Origin of the sequence: Streptomyces sp. YS415, from assembly GCF_023544665.1 — a bacterium.
Lineage (GTDB): Bacteria > Actinomycetota > Actinomycetes > Streptomycetales > Streptomycetaceae > Streptomyces.
Window position 1 is genome coordinate 167358 of sequence record NZ_JAMJFL010000012.1, and the last position, 18313, is coordinate 185670.

Genomic DNA, 18313 nt, shown 5'->3' on the forward strand with positions numbered 1-18313 from the left:
TGCTGGTCTACTTCCCCTGGGAGCCCTTGGCAGCCGACTTCGACCGGCCCTTGTGCGTGCCGTTCTCGGTGCCGTGCTTGCTGTCGTACAACTCGTACGCGTCGACGATACGGCCGACCAGCTTGTGCCGGACGACGTCCTGGGACGACAGCCGGGCGAAGTGGACGTCGTCGACGCCCTCCAGGATGTCCTGCACCTGCCGCAGACCGGACTTGGTGCCGGACGGCAGGTCGACCTGGGTCACGTCACCGGTGATGACGATCTTCGAGTCGAAGCCGAGGCGGGTGAGGAACATCTTCATCTGCTCGGGGCTCGTGTTCTGGGCCTCGTCCAGGATGATGAAGGCGTCGTTGAGGGTACGGCCGCGCATGTAGGCCAGCGGCGCGACCTCGATGGTCCCGGCGGCCATGAGCCGCGGGATGGAGTCGGGGTCGAGCATGTCGTGCAGCGCGTCGTACAGCGGGCGCAGGTAGGGGTCGATCTTCTCGTACAGGGTGCCCGGCAGGAAGCCGAGCCGCTCGCCCGCCTCCACCGCGGGGCGGGTCAGGATGATGCGGTTGACCTGCTTGGACTGCAGCGCCTGGACCGCCTTGGCCATGGCGAGGTAGGTCTTGCCGGTACCGGCGGGGCCGATGCCGAAGACGATCGTGTGCTTGTCGATCGCGTCGACGTACCGCTTCTGGTTGAGGGTCTTCGGGCGGATCGTGCGTCCGCGCGAGGAGAGGATGTTCTGGGTGAGCACCTCGGCCGGGGTCTCGGGGGTCCCCTCGCCGTTCTCGCTCGCCCGGAGCATGGCGATCGAGCGTTCCACTGCGTCCTCCGTCATCGGCTGTCCGGTGCGGAGCACCAGCATCATCTCGTCGAACATGCGCTGGACCAGGGCGACTTCACGGGCCGCGCCGACCGCGCTGATCTCATTGCCCCGGACATGGATGTCGACCGCCGGGAAGGCCTTCTCGATCACACGCAGGAGGGAGTCCCCGGACCCCAGCACGGTCACCATGGGGTGCTGGGCGGGGACGGTGAACTCTGCTCTCGCCTGCCCCTGCGCGGGTGTATGAGCTGTGGGTGTCTGAGTCATGGGCCGGCTCTGTAGGCCTTGCTCGTCCTCCTCGAAACGGTGCGTCCGCCACAGGGGCGGCCTGGCGATTCCAGGGTACGCCGCACGACTGACAAGCCCGTAGGCCTTTTCCCGCTCAGGCGGAGCGGCCGAAGCCGATCGTCGGGACCGCGCGGCGCAGCGGCCAGGGGCGGGCCGGGTCCGTGGGGACCAGGCCGGCGAGGAAGGCGTAGCGGCGCAGTGCCGCCGGGTCCTGGTCGTCGTAGGACTGGATCCTGCGCCACCAGGCGCCGATCTCGGCCCAGCCGGGGGCGGACAGGGAGCCGCCGAACTCCTGCACGGAGAGGGCCGCGGTCAGGCCCGCGAAGGCGAGGCGGTCGGCGAGCGGCCAGTCGGCGAGGGTGCCGGTGACGAAGCCGGCCACGAAGACGTCCCCGGCGCCGGTGGGGTCGAGGGCCTCCACGGCGATGGCCGGGACCTCGGCGCTCTCGCCGGTGCGCCGGTCCACGGCGTAGGCGCCCTCGGCGCCGAGGGTGACCACGGCGAGCGGTACGTGCGCGGTGAGGGCGTGGGCCGCGGCGCGCGGGCAGGTGGCGCCGGTGTAGCGCATGGCCTCCTCGGCGTTCGGCAGGAACGCCTCGCAGTGGGCGAGGTCGGTGAGCCCGGCGAGGTCCCAGGCGCCGGTCTCGTCCCAGCCGACGTCGGCGAAGATCCGGGTGCCCTTGGCGGCGGCCTGGGCGATCCAGGGGGCGCTCCTTCCCGGTTCCAGGGAGGCGACGGCGGCACGCGCGCGTGGGGGGCAGTCGGGGGCGGGCTCCTCCGGGGGCGGTTCGTGGCCGTGGGAGACCATCGTGCGTTCGCCCTCGTAGGCCATGGAGACGGTCACCGGGGAGTGCCAGCCGGGGACGGAGCGCGAGGAGGTGAGGTCGATGCCCTCGCCCTGCTCCAGGGCGTCCCAGCAGTACTCGCCGTAGTGGTCGTCGCCGAAGGCCGCGGCGAGGGAGGTGCGCAGGCCGAGGCGGGCCAGGGCGGTGGCCATGTTGGCGACGCCGCCGGGGCTCGAGCCCATGCCGCGGGCCCAGGACTCGGTCCCGCGCACCGGGGCGGAGTCGAGCCCGGTGAAGATGATGTCCAGGAAGACGGTGCCCGTGAGGTACACGTCCCAGGGCGGATCGGCGGGGGTGCGCAGCGCGGCCAGGGGGTCGACCTGGGCCGGGCACTGCGGCCTCCCGGCGACGGCGGAGGAGGGTCCCTTTCCGGTGGACGCGGCGGACGCGATCACGGTGCGCTCCCTGACGTGGTGCGGATCAGGCCAGTGTGCACCACCCCACTGACAACGCGCCGCCGCGCGCCCCGGCCCCGCCGCTCGTGCCGGGCCGTCCCGGGCCCGGCGGCTCCTCCGGCGGGCCGGCACCGGGCGCGACCTCGCGGGAGGCCCCGGGCTACCAGCGGGGGACGGCCGGGGTGACCCAGTCGGGGTCGGCGACCCGCATCGCCGCCGCGTCGTCGCGCTCCCGCAGGGTGCCGTCGTCATCCAGCCACCGCTGGTGCAGGAACCGCAGCCTGTCGCGGTCGAGTTCGACACCGAGGCCGGGCTCGTCGGGGACGGCGACCTTGCCGTCCTCGAACCGCAGCCGCTCGGTGAGCACGTCCTCCGCCTGCCAGGGGTAGTGGGAGTCGCAGGCGTGGTGCAGGTTCGGGACGGTGGCCGCGACGTGGGTCATCGCGGCCAGGGAGATCCCCAGGTGGGTGTTGGAGTGCATGGACACCCCGACGCCGAAGGTGCGGCAGATCGCGGCGAGCTGTTGGGTGTTGCGCAGCCCGCCCCAGTAGTGGTGGTCGGAGAGCACGACCTGCACGGCGTCCCGGGCGAACGCCTCCTTGATCTCGGCGAACGTCGTCACGCACATGTTGGTGGCGAGCGGCACCCCGGTCCCGGCGGCCACCTCGGCCATGGCCGGGGTGCCGAGCGCGGGATCCTCCAGGTACTCCAGGACGTCCGCCAGTTCCTCCGCCACCTTCAGCGAGGTCTCCACCGACCAGGCGCCGTTGGGGTCGAGCCGCAGCGGATGCCCCGGGAACGCCTCCGCGAGCGCCCGCACGGCGGCGATCTCCTCGTCCGGCGGGAACACCCCGCCCTTGAGCTTGAACGACGTGAACCCGTACCGCTGCGTGAACGTGCGCGCCTGCGCGACAACGCCCGCCGGGTCCACGGCGGCGCCCCAGTCGTCCCGCTCCGCCGCCACGCCCGCCGGGTGCTCGGCCCAGCGGTAGAACAGGTACGCGCTGTACTCGACGGCGTCGCGCACCTTGCCGCCGAGCAGCGCGTGCACCGGCAGGCCGAGCGCCTTGCCGAGCGCGTCCAGACACGCCACCTCGAAGCCGGAGACCACGGACAGCCGCAGCTTGTCGGCGGTCTGGACGCCGCGCAGTCCGCCCACGTCGACCTGGTCCGAGACCCGGGAGCCGTCGACCACGACGTCCTCGGCGAGGGTGAACAGGCCGTTCAGATCGCTGACCGGCCGGCCGATCAGCTTCGCGGCGAAGGGCCGCGCCAGCTCCAGGTACTTGGTGTCGCCGTAGGTCTCCCCCACCCCGGTGATGCCGTCCGCGGTCACGACCTCCACGATCAGCCGGGGCGTGTAGGGCTGGTGGACGCCCTGGGTGTTGAGCAGGGGCGGGTCGGCGACGAGGATCGGCGTCAGCCGGACATCGGTGACGGTGAGGTTCACAGCGCGGCTCCTACGAGGTCCAGTCCGGTGGCGAGCAGGGCTTCCAGATCGGCGAGGTCGGCGTCGGAGGGGTCCGTGAGCGGGGCGCGCACCGGTCCCACCGGGCTCCCCCGCAGTCGTGCCGCCGCCTTCACCAGGGACACGGCGTAGCCGGGCACCCGGTCGCGGAGTTCGACGAACGGGACGTAGAAGTCGCGCAGCAGCCGCTCCACCGTCTTGTCGTCGCCGTCGCGCAGGGCGGCGAAGAAGTGGTTGGCGATCTCGGGCGCGAAGGCGTGCACGGCGGAGGAGTAGGCGGGGACGCCGACGGCGGCGTAGGCGCGGGCCTGGATCTCGGCGGTGGCGGCGCCGTTGAAGAACAGGAAGCCCTCGGGGGCGGCGAGCGTGAGGCGCTGGAGCCGGTCGAGGTCGCAGTGGCCGTCCTTGAGCCCGACGACGTTGGGGAGGGCCGCGATCCGGCGCAGCGAGCCGGCGCTGAAGGCGACCTGTCCGCGCTGGTAGGCGATGAGCGGCAGCGAGGTGGCCGAGGCGATCCGCTCCAGCTGCCGCACCAGCCCTTCCTCCGGGGCGGCGACCAGGTAGTGCGGCAGGACGAGCAGGGCGTCGGCGCCCGCCTCCTCCGCGATGCGCGCGAACCGTACGGCCTGGGCCCAGCCGTAGCCGATGCCCGCGACGACGGGCAGCCTCCCGGCCGCCTCCTGAACCGTGACGGTGACGACCGTGCGGTACTCGTCCTCGTCCAGTGAGAAGAACTCGCCGGTGCCGCAGGCGGGGAAGACCGCGCCGGGCCGGGCGGCGAGCCGCTCGGCGACATGGGTGCGCAGGCCGTCGGGGTCGAGGGTGCCGTCGTCGTGGAAGCTCGTCAGCGGGAAGGACAGCACCCCGCCCGCCATGCCGTCCCGCAGCCGCCGTACGGCCGTATCGGTGTCGAGGGCCACGGTCATCCATCTCCCCACGCAGGCGGTATCCATATATGTAGATGGAGGCTAAGGATGCGAACGGTGGTGCGTCAATGGCGGCGCATCCGCCACCGGCGCCGGCCAGCAGGAAGGCGCGCCTCTACCCGCCGTTTCCCCGGCGAAACAGCATGTGCCCCGGATCACACCGGCCGGCCTTCTTCGCGCCTCCCCCGGCTTGATACAAATTGCCCCGCGCGTTCCTGTCCGTCGACGGTCGTCGCCCACCCCCTTTTCGAACCGCTTCTTTCGCATGCCCTGGGAACGCCCGTGTCCGCCCGCACCACCCTGCCCTGGCCCCTCGTCGCCCTTTTCACGGCCGGGTACCTGGCTCCGTATCTCCTGCCGACCACCGTCGGCCGCCTGGATTCGGGGCTCCCCCTCTCCGCCACTCAGGCCGGCGCCGTCGGCAGTGCGCTGCTGCTCGGTTCGGCCGCGGCGGGGTTCCTGCTCGCCTCGCGCGTCGACCGGATCGGCCCGCGCCCCCTGGCCCGGCTCGGCCTCACGCTCGCCGTACTCGGCTACGGCGGGGCCGCGCTGGCCCACTGGGTCCCGGCCGTCGTCGCGGGCGCCGTGATCGGCGGCTTCGGCTCCGGAACGGCCACCGCGGTCGCCGCCACCGGGATCGCCGCGCGTCCGGACCCGCACCGCGTCACCACGTACGGCCTGCTCGGCGTCTCCGCCCTCGCGGGCGCCGTGTATCTGACGGTCCCGCACCTGGGCCCCGGCCACGGCCTCCCGCTCGCCGCCCTGGCGCTCGCCGCGCTGGCCGTGTGGCCGCTGACCGGCAGCCTCGCCGCCCCGGTCACCGGCGCCCGCACCCCGGGGGCCACCGGCCCGCTGCCCCACCTGCGCTCCGGACTGGTCCTCGCCGCCGCCCTGATGTGCTGGTCCCTCGCGCAGAACTCCCTGTGGGGCGTAAGCGGCCGGATCGGTCTGACACAGGCGCACCTGAGCGAGGTCACGGTCGGCATGGTGTTCGCCGTTGCGCTCGGCGCGGGCCTGCTCGGCGTGGTGGCGGCGAGCGCGATCGGCCCCCGGCTCGGTCTCGCGCTCCCCATCGGCGCGGGTACGGCCGTCATCGCGGCCTGCATCGCCGTCAGCGCCTCCGCACGGGACCTGACGACCTTCGCGGCCGGCGAGATCGCCTGGAACGCCCTCTACCCGATCGTCCTGTCCTACGTCATCGGCCTCGCCGCGTCCCTCGACGGCCGGGGGCGCTGGGCGGTCCTGGTCGGCTCGGCGTCCTCGCTGGGCACGGCGGCGGGGCCGCTGGCCGGCAGCGTGCTGTCGGCGCAGGCGGGCTTCCCGGCGATGGGGGCGGTGCTGGCCGCGGGGCTGCTGGTGGTCGCGGTCCCCATGACCGTGGTGGCGATGGGCGCGGGCAGGCGCTCGCTTGCGGTGGTGGAGATCCCGGTGGAGACCCCGGTGTACGACCGGGCGACGGCGGCCTGAGCGCCCTCGGGGGGGGCGCCGCGGCGCCTACGGGAACTCGTACGCCTCCACCTCGGCCAGATACCGTGTCCGCCGCTCCTCGTCGTGCTCCAGGAAGCTCGCCACGAAGGAGTTGCGGGCCAGCTCGCGCAGCCGGTCGTCGGTCAGGCCCAGCGCCTCGCGCACCGCACGGAAGTTGTCGCCCGCGTAGCCGCCGAAGTACGCGGGATCGTCGGAGTTGACCGTGCACAGCAGGCCCGCGTCGAGCATCGCGGGCAGCGGATGGTCCGCCAGCGTGTCCACGGTGCGCAGCCGGACGTTGGAGAGCGGGCAGAGCGTCAGCGGCACCCGGTCCCGGACGAGCCGCTCCACCAGCTCCGGGGACTCCATGCACCGCAGCCCGTGGTCGACGCGCTCCACGCCCAGCACGTCCAGCGCATCGGTGATGTACTCCGGCGGTCCCTCCTCACCGGCGTGCGCCACGCGGCGCAGACCGAGGGCGGCGGCGGCCTCGTACACCTCCCGGAACTTCATTGGCGGATGCCCGACCTCGGCGGAGTCCAGGCCGACGCCGACGATCCGGTCGAGGTAGGGCTTCGCGGCGTCCAGGGTGGCCATGGCCAACTCGGCGGACTCGTCGCGCAGGAAGCACAGGATGAGCTGCGTGGAGACGCCGTGGTCGGCCTCGCTGCGGTCCAGCGCGCGGGAGAGCCCCTCGACGACCGTGCCCATGGACAGCCCCCGCGCCAGATGGGCCTGCGGGTCGAAGAAGATCTCCGCGTGCCGCACGCCCTGCGCAGCGGCGCGGGCGAGATAGGCCTGCGCGAGGTCCTCGAAGTCCCGCTCGGTGCGCAGCACCGCCATGAGCTCGTAGTACAGGTTCAGGAAGGACTGCAAATCCTCGAACCGGTACGCCTCGCGGAGCGCGTCGGTGTCCGCGTAGGGCAGCTCGACGCCGTTGCGGGCGGCCAGCTCGAAGGCCAGCTCGGGCTCCAGCGTGCCTTCGATGTGCAGGTGCAGTTCAGCTTTCGGGAGGGGCATCAAAGCATCGTACGGGCGTATTACCGACGCTTCGGAACCGGCACTCGCAGCAGGTCGTGCGCCACCGTCAGCTCCCCCTCGAAGCCGGCCGCCCGCGCCTGCCGCTCGAACTCGTCGGGCTCGGAGTAGCGCTGGCTGAAGTGCGTCAGCACCAGATGCCGTACGCCCGCCTCCCGCGCCACGCGTGCCGCCTGGCCCGCGGTGAGGTGGCCGTGCTCCACGGCGAGGTCGGTGTCCTCGTCGAGGAACGTCGACTCGATGACGAGCAGGTCGCAGCCGTCGGCGAGCGCGTGCACCCCGTCGCACAGCCGGGTGTCCATGACGAACGCGAAGCGCTGGCCGCGGCGCACCTCGCTGACGTCGTCGAGCCGCACGTCGCCGAGCGCGCCCTCCCGCTGGATCCGTCCCACGTCCGGGCCCCTGACGCCGTGCGCGGCGAGCCGGTCGGGCAGCATGCGGCGGCCGTCGGGCTCGATCAGGCGATAGCCGTACGACTCCACGGGGTGGGAGAGCCTGCGGGCCTCCAGCGTGTAGCCGCGGGTGGTGGCGAGCGCCCCGTCCTCGCTCACGGGCGCCTCGACGATCCCGACGGTCTCCCGGTACGCGGTCGCGTACCGCAGCCGGTCGAAGAAGCGCTGGCCCGACTTCGGGTAGTGCGCGGTCACCTCGTGCGGGACCTTGTCGAGGTTGATCCGCTGGATGACCCCGGCGAGGCCGAGCGAGTGGTCGCCGTGGAAGTGCGTGACGCAGATCCGGTTCAGGTCATGGGCGGCGACCCCGGCACGCAGCATCTGGCGCTGGGTGCCCTCGCCGGGATCGAAGAGGATGCCCTCCCCGTCCCAGCGCAGCAGGTAGCCGTTGTGGTTGCGGTGCCTGGTCGGCACCTGGCTCGCGGTGCCGAGGACCACGAGTTCGCGTACGGACATGGCTGGTTATCCGGGAGGCCACTGCATGCCACGGCCGCCGAGGACGTGGGCGTGGACGTGGAAGACGGTCTGGCCGACGCCGGTGCCGGTGTTGAAGACGACGCGGTAGGAGTCGAGCTTCTGCTCGTCGGCCACCTCCTTGGTCTCCCGCAGGACGTCGGCGGCCAGTTCCGGGGCGGCTGCGGCGAGGTCGGCGGCGTTCGCGTGGTGCGCCTTGGGGATCACCAGGACGTGCACCGGTGCCTGGGGGTTGATGTCCTGGAAGGCGACGGTGGTCTCGGTCTCCCGGACGATGGTGGCGGGGATCTGGCCTGCGACGATCTTGCAGAACAGGCAGTCGTCCTGGGGTTCTCCAGCCATGCGGGTTCCTCCGGAGGGTGCGCCCAATGATTCGGGGGCATCGTATCGTCGGCGAGTGCGGGTCATTTGTGGCCGGTCGCGGCGCGCTCCTACGTGGGCATACCCGGCGGGGTCTTGGCCGGGCTGCTCTCCAGCGCCTCCAGCGCCATCCGCACCGCCTCGTCCAACTGGGCGTCCCTGCCCGCCGCGTAGTCCTGCGGGCGCTGCACCACCTCGACGTCCGGGTCCACGCCGTGGTTCTCCACGCCCCAGCCGGAACCCTCCAGCCAGATCGCGTACTTGGGCTGGGTGATCAGCGTGCCGTCGACCAGGCGGTAGCGGCTGTCGATGCCGACCACTCCGCCCCACGTCCGGGTGCCCACCACCGGGCCGATGCCCAGCGCCTTGATCGCCGCGTTGACGATGTCGCCGTCCGAGCCGGAGAACTCGTCGGCCACCGCCACCACCGGGCCGCGCGGGGCGTCCTCCGGGTAGCTGGCGGGGCGCATGCCCCGCGGGACGCTCCAGCCGACGATGCGGCGGGCCAGCTTCTCCACGACCAGTTGGGAGGTGTGGCCGCCCCGGTTCTCCCGGATGTCGACGATCAGGCCCTCGCGGGCGACCTCGACCCGCAGGTCCCGGTGGATCTGCGCCCAGCCCGGCGCCTGCATGTCGGGGACGTGTAGGTAGCCGAGCCGTCCGCCGGAGCGTTCGTGGACGTGGGCCCGGCGATCGGCCACCCAGTCGTGGTAGCGCAGCGGCTCCTCGTCGGCCACCGGGACCACCACCGCGTGCCGCAGCTCGCCGCCGCCCGCCGGGGACACGGTCAGTTCGACGGGCCTGCCCGCGGTGCCCACCAGCAGCGGGCCGGGCCCGGTCACCGGATCGACCGGCACTCCGCCCACCGCGACGATCGCGTCCCCCGCCCGGACCGCGACCCCGGGTGCCGCGAGCGGGGCGCGGGCGTTCGGGTCGGAGGTCTCCGACGGCAGGACGCGGTCGATGCGCCAGGTGCCGTCCTCACGGCGGGAGATGTCCGCGCCGAGCAGACCCTGGCGGGGCCCGGCGCCGGAGCCGCCGCGCGGGACGACGTAGGCGTGGGAGGTGCCGAGTTCGCCCTGGACCTCGTAGAGCAGGTCGACCAGGTCGTCGTGGGTGGCCAGCCGGTCCAGGACCGGACGGTAGCGGTCGAGCACCGCCGTCCAGTCCACGCCGCTCATGTCGGGGCGCCAGAAGTGGTCCCGCATGATGCGGCCGGTCTCCTCGTACATCTGCCGCCACTCGGCGGCCGGGTCGATCAGCTGACGGACCCGGCCGAGGTCGACGGTGACGTTGGAGTCGCTGTCCTCGTCGTTCGAGGCCCGCCGGTCGCTGGGGACCACCTTGAGCCGGCCCTCGGTCCACAGCAGCACCCGCTTGCCGTCGCCGCTGACCTCGAAGTGGTCGGCGTCGGCGGCCAGATGCTCCACGCGCTGCTGGACGAGGTCGTAGCGCTCCAGCTCGGACTTGGGGTCCGGGTCGTCCGGGGCGGCCCGGGACGAGCCGAGTTCGCCGGTGACGGGGTGGCGCAGCCAGAGCAGGCCGTCCTTGGCGGCGCGCAGGTCGGTGTAGCGGGCGGCCTCGACCGGGAACGGCACGATCCGGTCGGCGAGCCCTTCGAGGTCGATCCGGGTGGCCGGGGTGCCCTCGCTGTCCGGTGTCTCGTCCTTGTCGGGCGCGTCGAAGGGGCGCCCGTGCCGCTGCGGTCCGAACGGCGACGGCGTCGTCGCGGCCAGCGTGATCAGGTACGGGCGGGAACCGGCCACGAAGGCCAGGTCGAAGACGTGCTCGTCGTAGACCGGGTCGAAGGAGCGCGCCGAGAGGAACGCCAGGTGCTTGCCGTCCTGGGTGAACGCGGGCGCGTAGTCCTGGAAGCGCAGCGGTGTGGCCTCGGTGACCGACAGGTCCGTGGTGTTGGCCAGGCGCAGCTGGCTCAGCGGGCTGGGGCCGGGGTGCGACCAGGCCAGCCAGGCGGAGTCGGGGGAGAAGACGAGCCCGGCGACATCGCCGTCCTCGCTGCGGTCGACCTCGCGGACCTCGCCGGTCTCCCGTTCGACGAGGAGCACCCGGCCGTCGTGCGAGGCGACGGCGGCCCGGCTGCCGTCGGGGGCCACCGCGAGGCCGAGGACCCGGCCGAGCTGTCCGGCGGCGAGCCTGCGCGGGGTGGCGCCCGGGGCGAGACCGGTCGCGGGGGCGAACTCCAGCGCGTCGTCGCCCTCGGCGTCGGTCACCCACACCACCCATTCCTCGCCGTCGACGCGGAAGGTGCGGGGCTTGCGGGCCCGTACGCCGGGTTCGGCGGCCAGGGCGCGGGCCGGACCGGAGCGGTGGGTGACCCAGTGGAGCGCGCCGCGCACCAGGACGGCGCTGCCGCGCGCGGTGTGGTCGGGGGCCGCGGCGCCGAACCAGCGGGCGGCGCTGACCGGGTGCGGGCGGCGGTCGGTGCGCTGGCCGCCCAGCCGGATGTCGAGGCGGCGCGGCTCGGCGCCGTCGAGGTCGTCCAGGAGCCACAGTTCACCGGCCGAGGCGTACACGATCCGGGTGCCGTCACCGGCGGCGTGGCGGGCGTAAAAACCGTCGAGAGGGGTGTGCCGGCGCAGGTCGGAGCCGTCGGCGAGGGAGGAGTAGAGCGCGCCCACGCCTTCGTGGTCGCTGAGGAAGGCGATGCGGTCACCGGCCCAGACGGGGTGCTCGATGTTCCCGTCCAGGTCCTCGTGCAGCCGGACGAACTCGCCCTGCCCCTCCCGGTCGATCCACAGCTTCCCGGCCCGGCCGCCCCGGTAGCGCTTCCAGTGGGCCGCCTCCAGGCCCATGGTCGCGGACAGCAGCACGGTGTGCGGCCCGAGGGCCACGTCCCCGACGACGCCGTACGGCAGCGTCGTCGCCGGTCCGCCGTCGAGCGGGACGGCGTGCGCCCAGGTGCGGTCGCGGCTCGCCCGGCCCCGGTTGCTGGTCACGAGGACGTCGCCGTCGGGGGTCCAGCCGCGCACCCGGGTGCGGACGCCCCAGTGCGTCAGGCGGGTGGAGGGGCCGCCGGAGACGGGGGCGGTGTGCACCTCGGGGGCGCCGTCGCGGCTGGAGGTCCAGGCGACGGTGGCGCCGTCGGGCGAGATGCGCGGCAGGGAGACCGGCATGTTGTCGGCGCTGACCCGCCAGGCCCGGCCGCCGTCCAGGGGGGCGAGCCAGACGTCGTCCTCGGCGGTGAAGGCGACCAACTCGCCGTGCGGATGCGGGTACCGGAGATACGCGGCAGGCTGAGTCACCCGATCACCCTACGCACCCGCCTCACCTCGGGTAAGGGGTTTGGGATCACTCGCTCACTTGCCCTCCGGCCAGCACTGCGGATCCTCCTTGCAGTACAGCGTCTTGGTGACGGTCACGGTGACGGTGGGTCCGGACTGCCCCGGTCCGTCGCTGCTGGGCGGGGCGACCGGGGAGGGGGTGCCCTCGCAGTCGCCGAGGCCGTTGACCTCGAACCACTTCCTGCCGTCCACCTTCGCGGTGAGGTGACCGCGTACGCACTTGCCGTCGGTCGCCCGGGTGACCAGACCGTCGACGGTGATGTCCTTGCCGTCCTTGGTCTTGCCGGTGCACTCCACCTCGGCGACGGTCTGTTCGCCCGCGTCCGGGGTCGAGCCGGCGTCGCCGCCGTCGTCGCCGTAGGAGGCGGTGCAGGTGAGCCACTGGACCTCCGCCTTCCGGCGCTCCAGTTCCCGGGTCACGGTCTGGTCGGTGGTGTACGCGATGGACGCGGTGCTCATGCCGCCGCCCTCGCACGCGACCGCTCCGCCGACGGCGAGGACGACCAGTCCCGCCGCACCCGCCACGCGCGCCCCGCGCGGGCGATCCCCAAACCGCCGCAATGCCCCCATGGAGGGCAGCCTGCCACTGTCCGGCCCGGCGCGGTAGAGCGCATACGGACACTCACCGCTCCCGCACGTCACAATCGAGTGCCGTCCAACTGCCCGTGTACCGGAGGACCGTTGACACCCCCGCGGATCCGCTCGCCCCGACTCCTGCCGGGACCGCGCGTCCCCGACGAACCGCAGCAGGGCCCCGAGCCCGCGGCCGACCCGGCCGCCGGACCGCCCGCGCCGCCGTGCCGGCGGCGGGTGCGGATGCTCGTCGACGTGGTCGACCAGGCGGACGAAGTGGCCTATGTGACCGCCCTGTTCGAGGAGCGCGGCTGGGCCGTGCGCCCGGCGGAGGGCGGGGAGGCGGCGCCGGCCGTGGCGCACCGGACCACCCTCGTCGTCGAGGTCCGGCTGCACGGCGCCCGCCTGGGCGCCCTGCGCACCGCCACCATGGAGGTCGAACGGCTCACCCGGCAAGCAGAGTTGGGCGCCTGGATACGGGACGCGGCGCTGGTCGAGCACGAGCGCCCCGCCCGGACGACGTACTACCTGCACCGCGCACTGCCGACGCTCGGCCGGGTGTGGATCTGGCTCGGCGGGGCGGACGAGCAGCGGGCCGTGACCGTCCCGGCGGGGCCGCGGTCCCGGGAGGCGGCGGAGGCCGAACTGGCCGCGCGCGCCCTGGGCGGCCGTCCCTTCGACCCGGCGGCGCACGCGCTGCGGGTGCCGGGCCACTCGGACGCGGACCCGCCGCGCGACGAGACCCCGCACGAGCGCCGGGTCCGCCTGGTCTGGCTGGGGGCGGCGATGGCGGGCCTGCTGCTCGCGATCGTCTGCGGGATGTACGTCGTCTGGGCCGAGGGGGCCTGGAAGCTGCTGCCGGCGCTGCTGAGCCCGGCGGGGGCGCTGCCGCTGGGGCGGACGGCCAAGGAGACGCGGGCGCGTGGCCGCCGGGCGCAGTGGGCGGCGGGGGTCGCGGGCACCACGGCGCTGGCCGCGTTCGGGGCGCTGCTGGGCGGGGGCAGCAGCGCCGCCCAGCTGTGGGCGGGCGTCCTGCTGCTCGCGCTGGGCCTGTTCACGGGCGCCGGAGTGGTGCTGGCCGTCCGCCGTACGTTCTTCACCCGGCACGCGGCCTGGCTGGTGCCGCTGTCGGTGCCGGTGCTGTGGTCGATGGTGGGCCGGCTGGGCGAGCAGATGCACGCGGCGTATCTGGACCGCTTCGACATCCGCGCGAGCGCGGTGCCCACGTCCAGCCTCGGCCGGTACCTAGCGGCCGCCGAGCCCATGGGGTACGCCCTGGGCAGCATGGCGTTCCTCGTGGCGGTCATCGGCTGGCTGCGCCACTTCCATCTGGGCCGGGACGGCAGCAACCGCCTCTTCGCCGCGGTCCTGGCCACCCTGCTGGGCGTGGTCTTCGCCCTGACCGCGATCGGCATCGGCACCCGCGACGCGGCGAGCGCGGCGGGGCGGGCCGCGGAGAACGTCGCCCACGACGGCAGGCGCCCGCCCGACTACTTCGGCGTCTACGCCCACTTCGTCTGCGTCCGCCCGGTGGACCCGGCCAAGCCCCTGCCCGTGGACAACGGCCCGGCCCCCACCGACCACCCCGTCCTCTCCTTCGGCACCGCGACCGACTGGATCTGGCTCTGGGACCCGTCCCGCCACGAGGGCTCCCGCCAGGAATCCTTCGCGGTCCGCAGAGAGGACGTACAGCTGCTCCCCCCGACCCGCTGCTAGCCCCAGCGGCCCGTGCGGCCGAGGAGGAGGGCGGCGGCTGCCGTGCCGGCGGTGGAGGTGCGCAGGACGGTCGGGCCGAGGACGTAGGGGCGTGCCCCGGCTTCCTCGAACAACGCCAACTCCTCGGGGGACACGCCCCCTTCGGGGCCGACGACCAGCATGATCTCGCCCTCGGTGGGCAGTTCGGCGGCGGCCAGCGGCTCGGTGCCGCTCTCATGGAGTACGGCGGCGAAGTCGGCCTTGGCCAGAAGTGCCGCGACCTGCTTGCTCGTTGCCGCGTCCGCGACCTCCGGGAAGCGGACCCGCCGGGACTGCTTGCCGGCCTCCCGCGCGGTGGCCCGCCACTTGCCGAGCGCCTTCAGCCCCCGCTCCCCCTTCCACTGCGTGATGCAGCGGGACGCCGACCACGGCACGATCCCGTCGACCCCGACCTCGGTCATCGTCTCGACGGCCAGCTCACCCCGGTCGCCCTTGGGGAGGGCCTGGACGACGGTGATGCGGGGCCGCGGCGCGGGTTCCTCGGCGACCGAGTCCACCCGGACCGTCAGCCGGTCCTTGCCCTCGGCCTCCAGCACCACGCAGTCCGCCCAGCGCCCGGCGCCGTCGGTGAGGACGACGTCCTCGCCGGAGCGCAGCCGCTTCACGGAGACCGCGTGGCGGCCCTCGGGACCGTCGAGGACATACCGTCCGCCGGGGGCCGCGTCGAGGCGTTCGACCACGAACACCGGAGCCGTCATCGCGACGCACCGCCTTCCGGCGAGGCCGACAACGCTGTCCTGGCGGCGGCGAGTTCGGCCGCCAGCACCTCGACCAGCTGCCCGGCGGGCAGTTCCCGTGCCATCCGGTGGCCCTGCCCCGCCCACAGCGCCATGCCCTGCGCGTCGCCCGCCTTGGCGGCCGCCTTGCGCAGCGGCGAGGTGAGGTGGTGGATCTCGGGGTACGCGGCGGGGGCGTAGGGCCCGTGCTCGCGCAGGAAGCGGTTGACGAGCCCGCGCGCGGGGCGGCCGGAGAACGCCCGCGTCAGCTGCGTACGGACGAACAGCGGGTTGGTCAGCGCCTGCTTGTGGACGGCGTGGGCCCCGGACTCGGGCGTCGCGAGGAACGCGGTGCCGAGCTGGGCGGCGCTCGCGCCCGCGGCGAGCACGGCGGCGATCTGGCTGCCGCGCATGATGCCGCCGGCGGCGACGACGGGGATGCCGACGGTCTCGCGGATCTGGGCGAGGAGCGAGAGCAGGCCGATGCCGGCGCCGTCGGTCTCGGGGTTGTCGCGGTGCGTGCCCTGGTGGCCGCCGGCTTCGACGCCCTGCGCGATCACCGCGTCCGCACCGGCCCGCTCGACGGCCAGGGCCTCCTCGGCGGTGGTGGCGGTGACCAGGGTGAAGGTCCCGGCCCGCCGGAGCGAGTCGAGCACGTCACTGCTCGGCACGCCGAAGTGGAAGGAGACCACCGGTACCGGGTTGTCGAGCAGGACGGCGAGCTTGGCCTCGTAGCCGTCGTCCCGCCCGCTGTCGCGGTCCCCGAGTTCGGTCTCGTACCAGCCGGCCTCTCCGGCGAGCTGGTGGGCGTAGACGTCGACGGCCGCAGGGTCCGCGTACTCCGGCTGCGGCATGAAGAGGTTCACGCCGAAGGGGCGGCCGGTGAGCCCCCGCAACTGCTTGATCTCCTGGTACATGCCGTCGGCGGTCTTGTACCCGGCGGCGAGGAACCCCAGCCCACCGGCCTCGGCCACGGCAGCGGCGAGGGCCGGCACGGAGACGCCGCCCGCCATGGGGGCCTGCACGATCGGAAGGGGAAAAAGATCGGTCAGTGCGGAGGACATGACGGCATGTTGTCACGTCCTCCGAACAACCTCGAATCCACCCGTCCGTGTGGCATAGACCAGGGGCAGCGGCAGGCTCAACGCCCGTTGCAGGCGTCCTGCAGCAGCGCCTCCGACCCGCCTCAACGCCCGTTAAAAGCATCCTTCAACCGCGAGAACAACCCCTGCTGCCCCGGCTGGAACTGCCCCTGGGGCCGTTCCTCGCCGCGCAGCTTGGCCAGCTCGCGGAGCAGGCGTTCCTGTTCCGGGTCGAGCTTGTTCGGGGTCTGGACCTCGACGTGGACGATCAGGTCGCCCCGGCCGCCACCGCGCAGATGCGTGACGCCCCGGCCGTGCAGCGGGATCGACTGGCCGGACTGGGTGCCCGGGCGGATGTCGACCTCCTCCAGGCCGTCGAGGGTCTCCAGCGGCACCTTGGTGCCGAGGGACGCCGCCGTCATCGGGAGGGTCACCGTGCAGTGCAGGTCGTCGCCGCGCCGCTGGAACTGCGCGTGCGGCAGCTCGTGGATCTCGACGTAGAGGTCACCGGCCGGACCACCGCCCGGGCCCACCTCGCCCTCACCGGCGAGCTGGATCCGCGTGCCGTTGTCGACACCGGCCGGGATCTTGACCGTGAGGGTACGGCGGGACCGCACCCGGCCGTCACCGGCGCACTCCGGGCACGGCGTCGGCACGACGGTGCCGAAGCCCTGGCACTGCGGACACGGCCGCGAGGTCATGACCTGGCCCAGGAAGGACCGCGTCACCTGCGACACCTCACCGCGACCGCGGCACATGTCGCACGTCTGCGCGGAGGTGCCGGGGGCAGCCCCCTCACCGCTGCAGGTGTTGCAGACGACGGCCGTGTCGACCTGGATGTCCTTCGTCGTACCGAAGGCCGCCTCGTCGAGTTCGATCTCGAGGCGGATCATGGCGTCCTGGCCCCGGCGGGTGCGCGAGCGCGGCCCGCGCTGCGACGCCGTGCCGAAGAACGCGTCCATGATGTCCGAGAAGTTCCCGAAGCCGCCCGCGCCGAAGCCGCCGGCGCCCGCGCCGCCCGCCTGGGACAGCGGGTCGCCGCCGAGGTCGTAGACCTGCTTCTTCTGCGGGTCCGAGAGCACCTCGTAAGCGGCGTTGATCTCCTTGAACCGCTCCTGGGTCTTCGGATCGGGGTTGACGTCCGGGTGCAGCTCGCGCGCGAGCCGCCGGAAGGCCTTCTTGATCTCTTCCTGCGACGCGTCGCGGCGCACGCCGAGAACGGCGTAGTAGTCCGTGGCCACTTACGACTCCGCCAGGATCTGTCCGACGTACCGTGCCACTGCGCGTACCGCTCCCATCGTTCCCGGGTAATCCATGCGGGTCGGTCCGACCACGCCGAGCTTGGCGACTGCCTCGCCGCCCGAACCGTAGCCGACCGACACCACGGAGGTGGAGTTGAGTCCCTCGTAGGCGTTCTCGTGACCGATGCGTACGGTCATGCCCGAATCCCCGGCCTCGCCCAGGAGCTTGAGGAGCACGACCTGCTCCTCCAGTGCCTCCAGGACGGGCCGGATGGTGAGGGGGAAGTCATGTCCGAAGCGGGTGAGATTGGCGGTGCCGCCGATCATCAGCCGCTCCTCGTTCTCCTCGACCAGCGTCTCCAGCAGTGCGGAGAGGACGGCCGAGACCGTGCCGCGGTCCTCCATGTCGAAGCCCTCGGGGAGGTCCTCGACGAGGGTCGGCACATCGGTGAAGCGCCGGCCCGCGATCCGGCTGTTCAGCCGGGCCCGCAGATCGGCCAGGGACGCCTCGCCGAACGGCGCCGGGCAGTCGACCATCCGCTGCTCGACCCGCCCGGTGTCCGTGATCAGCACCAGCATCACGCGCGCGGGGGCGAGCGAGAGCAGCTCGACATGGCGCACGGTGGACCGGGTGAGCGACGGATACTGCACGACGGCGACCTGCCGGGTGAGCTGCGCGAGCAGCCGTACCGTCCTGGCCACCACGTCGTCGAGGTCGACGGCGCCGTCGAGGAAGTTCTGGATGGCCCGCCGCTCGGGCGCGCTCATCGGCTTCACGCCGGCCAGCTTGTCGACGAAGAGCCGGTAGCCCTTGTCGGTCGGGATGCGCCCGGCGCTGGTGTGAGGCTGGGCGATGTAGCCCTCGTCCTCCAGCGCCGCCATGTCGTTGCGGACGGTCGCCGGGGAGACGCCGAGGTTGTGCCGCTCGGTCAGGGCCTTCGACCCCACCGGCTCCTCGGTGCCCACATAGTCCTGGACGATGGCGCGCAGCACCTGCAGCCTGCGTTCACTCAGCATCCGCGCACACCTCCAGAAGTCGTGCCCCCAGTCCCCCGGGGCTCCTCGCCTGGCACTCTGTCCGCCCGAGTGCCAGCGTTCCCGGCCCAGTGTACGGCGG

Annotated in this window: 15 protein-coding genes; 2 read left to right on the forward strand and 13 right to left on the reverse strand. The window is 73.3% G+C overall.

The genetic code is table 11. The features are described 5' to 3' along the window. Window positions 1-7: 7 nt before the first annotated feature. The 4 genes from M8H82_RS17835 to M8H82_RS17850 all read right to left on the reverse strand — a co-directional run bounded on the left by M8H82_RS17835 (window position 8) and on the right by M8H82_RS17850 (window position 4736). Window positions 8-1081, reverse strand: a complete 1074-nt coding sequence (locus M8H82_RS17835; RefSeq protein ID WP_250075123.1) for a PhoH family protein — start codon at window positions 1079-1081, stop codon at window positions 8-10. A 115-nt stretch (window positions 1082-1196) separates the two neighbouring features. Further along, the gene (locus tag M8H82_RS17840) at window positions 1197-2342 is read right to left on the reverse strand and encodes a PfkB family carbohydrate kinase (RefSeq protein WP_250075125.1); all 1146 of its coding nucleotides are present in this window, start codon (window positions 2340-2342) and stop codon (window positions 1197-1199) included. 160 nt (window positions 2343-2502) lie between these two features. After that, window positions 2503-3792: a glucarate dehydratase family protein gene (locus M8H82_RS17845; protein WP_250075127.1), complete on the reverse strand. Its 1290-nt coding sequence runs from the start codon at window positions 3790-3792 to the stop codon at window positions 2503-2505. Further along, the gene (locus tag M8H82_RS17850) at window positions 3789-4736 is read right to left on the reverse strand and encodes a 5-dehydro-4-deoxyglucarate dehydratase (RefSeq protein WP_250075129.1); all 948 of its coding nucleotides are present in this window, start codon (window positions 4734-4736) and stop codon (window positions 3789-3791) included. The genes M8H82_RS17845 and M8H82_RS17850 overlap by 4 nt, the downstream gene beginning before the upstream one ends. 282 nt (window positions 4737-5018) lie before the next feature. Here M8H82_RS17850 and M8H82_RS17855 point away from each other — a divergent pair, with 282 nt between their 5' ends. After that, window positions 5019-6203 (forward strand): MFS transporter, encoded by a 1185-nt coding sequence (locus M8H82_RS17855; RefSeq protein ID WP_250075132.1) that lies wholly within the window; start codon window positions 5019-5021, stop codon window positions 6201-6203. 27 nt (window positions 6204-6230) lie between these two features. Here M8H82_RS17855 and M8H82_RS17860 read toward each other — a convergent pair whose 3' ends face one another. From M8H82_RS17860 to M8H82_RS17880, 5 genes are all read right to left on the reverse strand, one after another. After that, the gene (locus M8H82_RS17860) at window positions 6231-7223 is read right to left on the reverse strand and encodes an adenosine deaminase (RefSeq protein ID WP_250075134.1); all 993 of its coding nucleotides are present in this window, start codon (window positions 7221-7223) and stop codon (window positions 6231-6233) included. 20 nt (window positions 7224-7243) lie between these two features. Further along, window positions 7244-8149, reverse strand: a complete 906-nt coding sequence (locus tag M8H82_RS17865; protein WP_250075136.1) for a ribonuclease Z — start codon at window positions 8147-8149, stop codon at window positions 7244-7246. A gap of 6 nt (window positions 8150-8155) precedes the next feature. After that, entirely contained in the window at window positions 8156-8509 is a 354-nt protein-coding gene (locus tag M8H82_RS17870; RefSeq protein WP_250075139.1) for a histidine triad nucleotide-binding protein, read from the reverse strand. A gap of 89 nt (window positions 8510-8598) precedes the next feature. Further along, window positions 8599-11790 (reverse strand): S41 family peptidase, encoded by a 3192-nt coding sequence (locus M8H82_RS17875; RefSeq protein WP_250075141.1) that lies wholly within the window; start codon window positions 11788-11790, stop codon window positions 8599-8601. 54 nt (window positions 11791-11844) lie between these two features. Then, window positions 11845-12399, reverse strand: coding sequence for a hypothetical protein (locus M8H82_RS17880; protein ID WP_250075143.1), 555 nt, complete (start codon window positions 12397-12399; stop codon window positions 11845-11847). 111 nt (window positions 12400-12510) lie between these two features. On the opposite strand from M8H82_RS17880, the gene M8H82_RS17885 reads away from it, so the two are divergent. Continuing rightward, the gene (locus tag M8H82_RS17885; protein ID WP_250075145.1) at window positions 12511-14118 is read left to right on the forward strand and encodes a hypothetical protein; all 1608 of its coding nucleotides are present in this window, start codon (window positions 12511-12513) and stop codon (window positions 14116-14118) included. Here M8H82_RS17885 and M8H82_RS17890 read toward each other — a convergent pair. From M8H82_RS17890 to hrcA, 4 genes are all read right to left on the reverse strand, one after another. Further along, window positions 14115-14855: a 16S rRNA (uracil(1498)-N(3))-methyltransferase gene (locus M8H82_RS17890; protein ID WP_250075147.1), complete on the reverse strand. Its 741-nt coding sequence runs from the start codon at window positions 14853-14855 to the stop codon at window positions 14115-14117. The genes M8H82_RS17885 and M8H82_RS17890 overlap by 4 nt on opposite strands. Beyond that, a complete protein-coding gene (locus tag M8H82_RS17895) occupies window positions 14852-15937 on the reverse strand; it encodes a nitronate monooxygenase (protein ID WP_250075149.1) in 1086 nt (361 codons plus the stop codon). Before M8H82_RS17895 ends, M8H82_RS17890 begins: the two co-directional genes overlap by 4 nt. 122 nt (window positions 15938-16059) lie before the next feature. Next, complete coding sequence (gene dnaJ, locus M8H82_RS17900; protein ID WP_250075151.1) at window positions 16060-17196, reverse strand: molecular chaperone DnaJ; 1137 nt, start codon at window positions 17194-17196, stop codon at window positions 16060-16062. Next, window positions 17197-18213, reverse strand: coding sequence for a heat-inducible transcriptional repressor HrcA (gene hrcA / locus M8H82_RS17905; RefSeq protein ID WP_250075153.1), 1017 nt, complete (start codon window positions 18211-18213; stop codon window positions 17197-17199). It abuts the gene before it with no gap. Window positions 18214-18313 lie beyond the last annotated feature (100 nt).

Coding starts and splice junctions, on each gene's coding strand:
- M8H82_RS17835 (WP_250075123.1), bottom strand. CDS start 1,081: ATGACTCAGACACCCACAGCTCATACACCCGCGCAGGGGCAGGCGAGA.
- M8H82_RS17850 (WP_250075129.1), bottom strand. CDS start 4,736: ATGACCGTGGCCCTCGACACCGATACGGCCGTACGGCGGCTGCGGGAC.
- M8H82_RS17860 (WP_250075134.1), bottom strand. CDS start 7,223: ATGCCCCTCCCGAAAGCTGAACTGCACCTGCACATCGAAGGCACGCTG.
- M8H82_RS17865 (WP_250075136.1), bottom strand. CDS start 8,149: ATGTCCGTACGCGAACTCGTGGTCCTCGGCACCGCGAGCCAGGTGCCG.
- M8H82_RS17870 (WP_250075139.1), bottom strand. CDS start 8,509: ATGGCTGGAGAACCCCAGGACGACTGCCTGTTCTGCAAGATCGTCGCA.
- M8H82_RS17880 (WP_250075143.1), bottom strand. CDS start 12,399: ATGGGGGCATTGCGGCGGTTTGGGGATCGCCCGCGCGGGGCGCGCGTG.
- M8H82_RS17890 (WP_250075147.1), bottom strand. CDS start 14,855: ATGACGGCTCCGGTGTTCGTGGTCGAACGCCTCGACGCGGCCCCCGGC.
- M8H82_RS17895 (WP_250075149.1), bottom strand. CDS start 15,937: ATGTCCTCCGCACTGACCGATCTTTTTCCCCTTCCGATCGTGCAGGCC.
- hrcA (WP_250075153.1), bottom strand. CDS start 18,213: ATGCTGAGTGAACGCAGGCTGCAGGTGCTGCGCGCCATCGTCCAGGAC.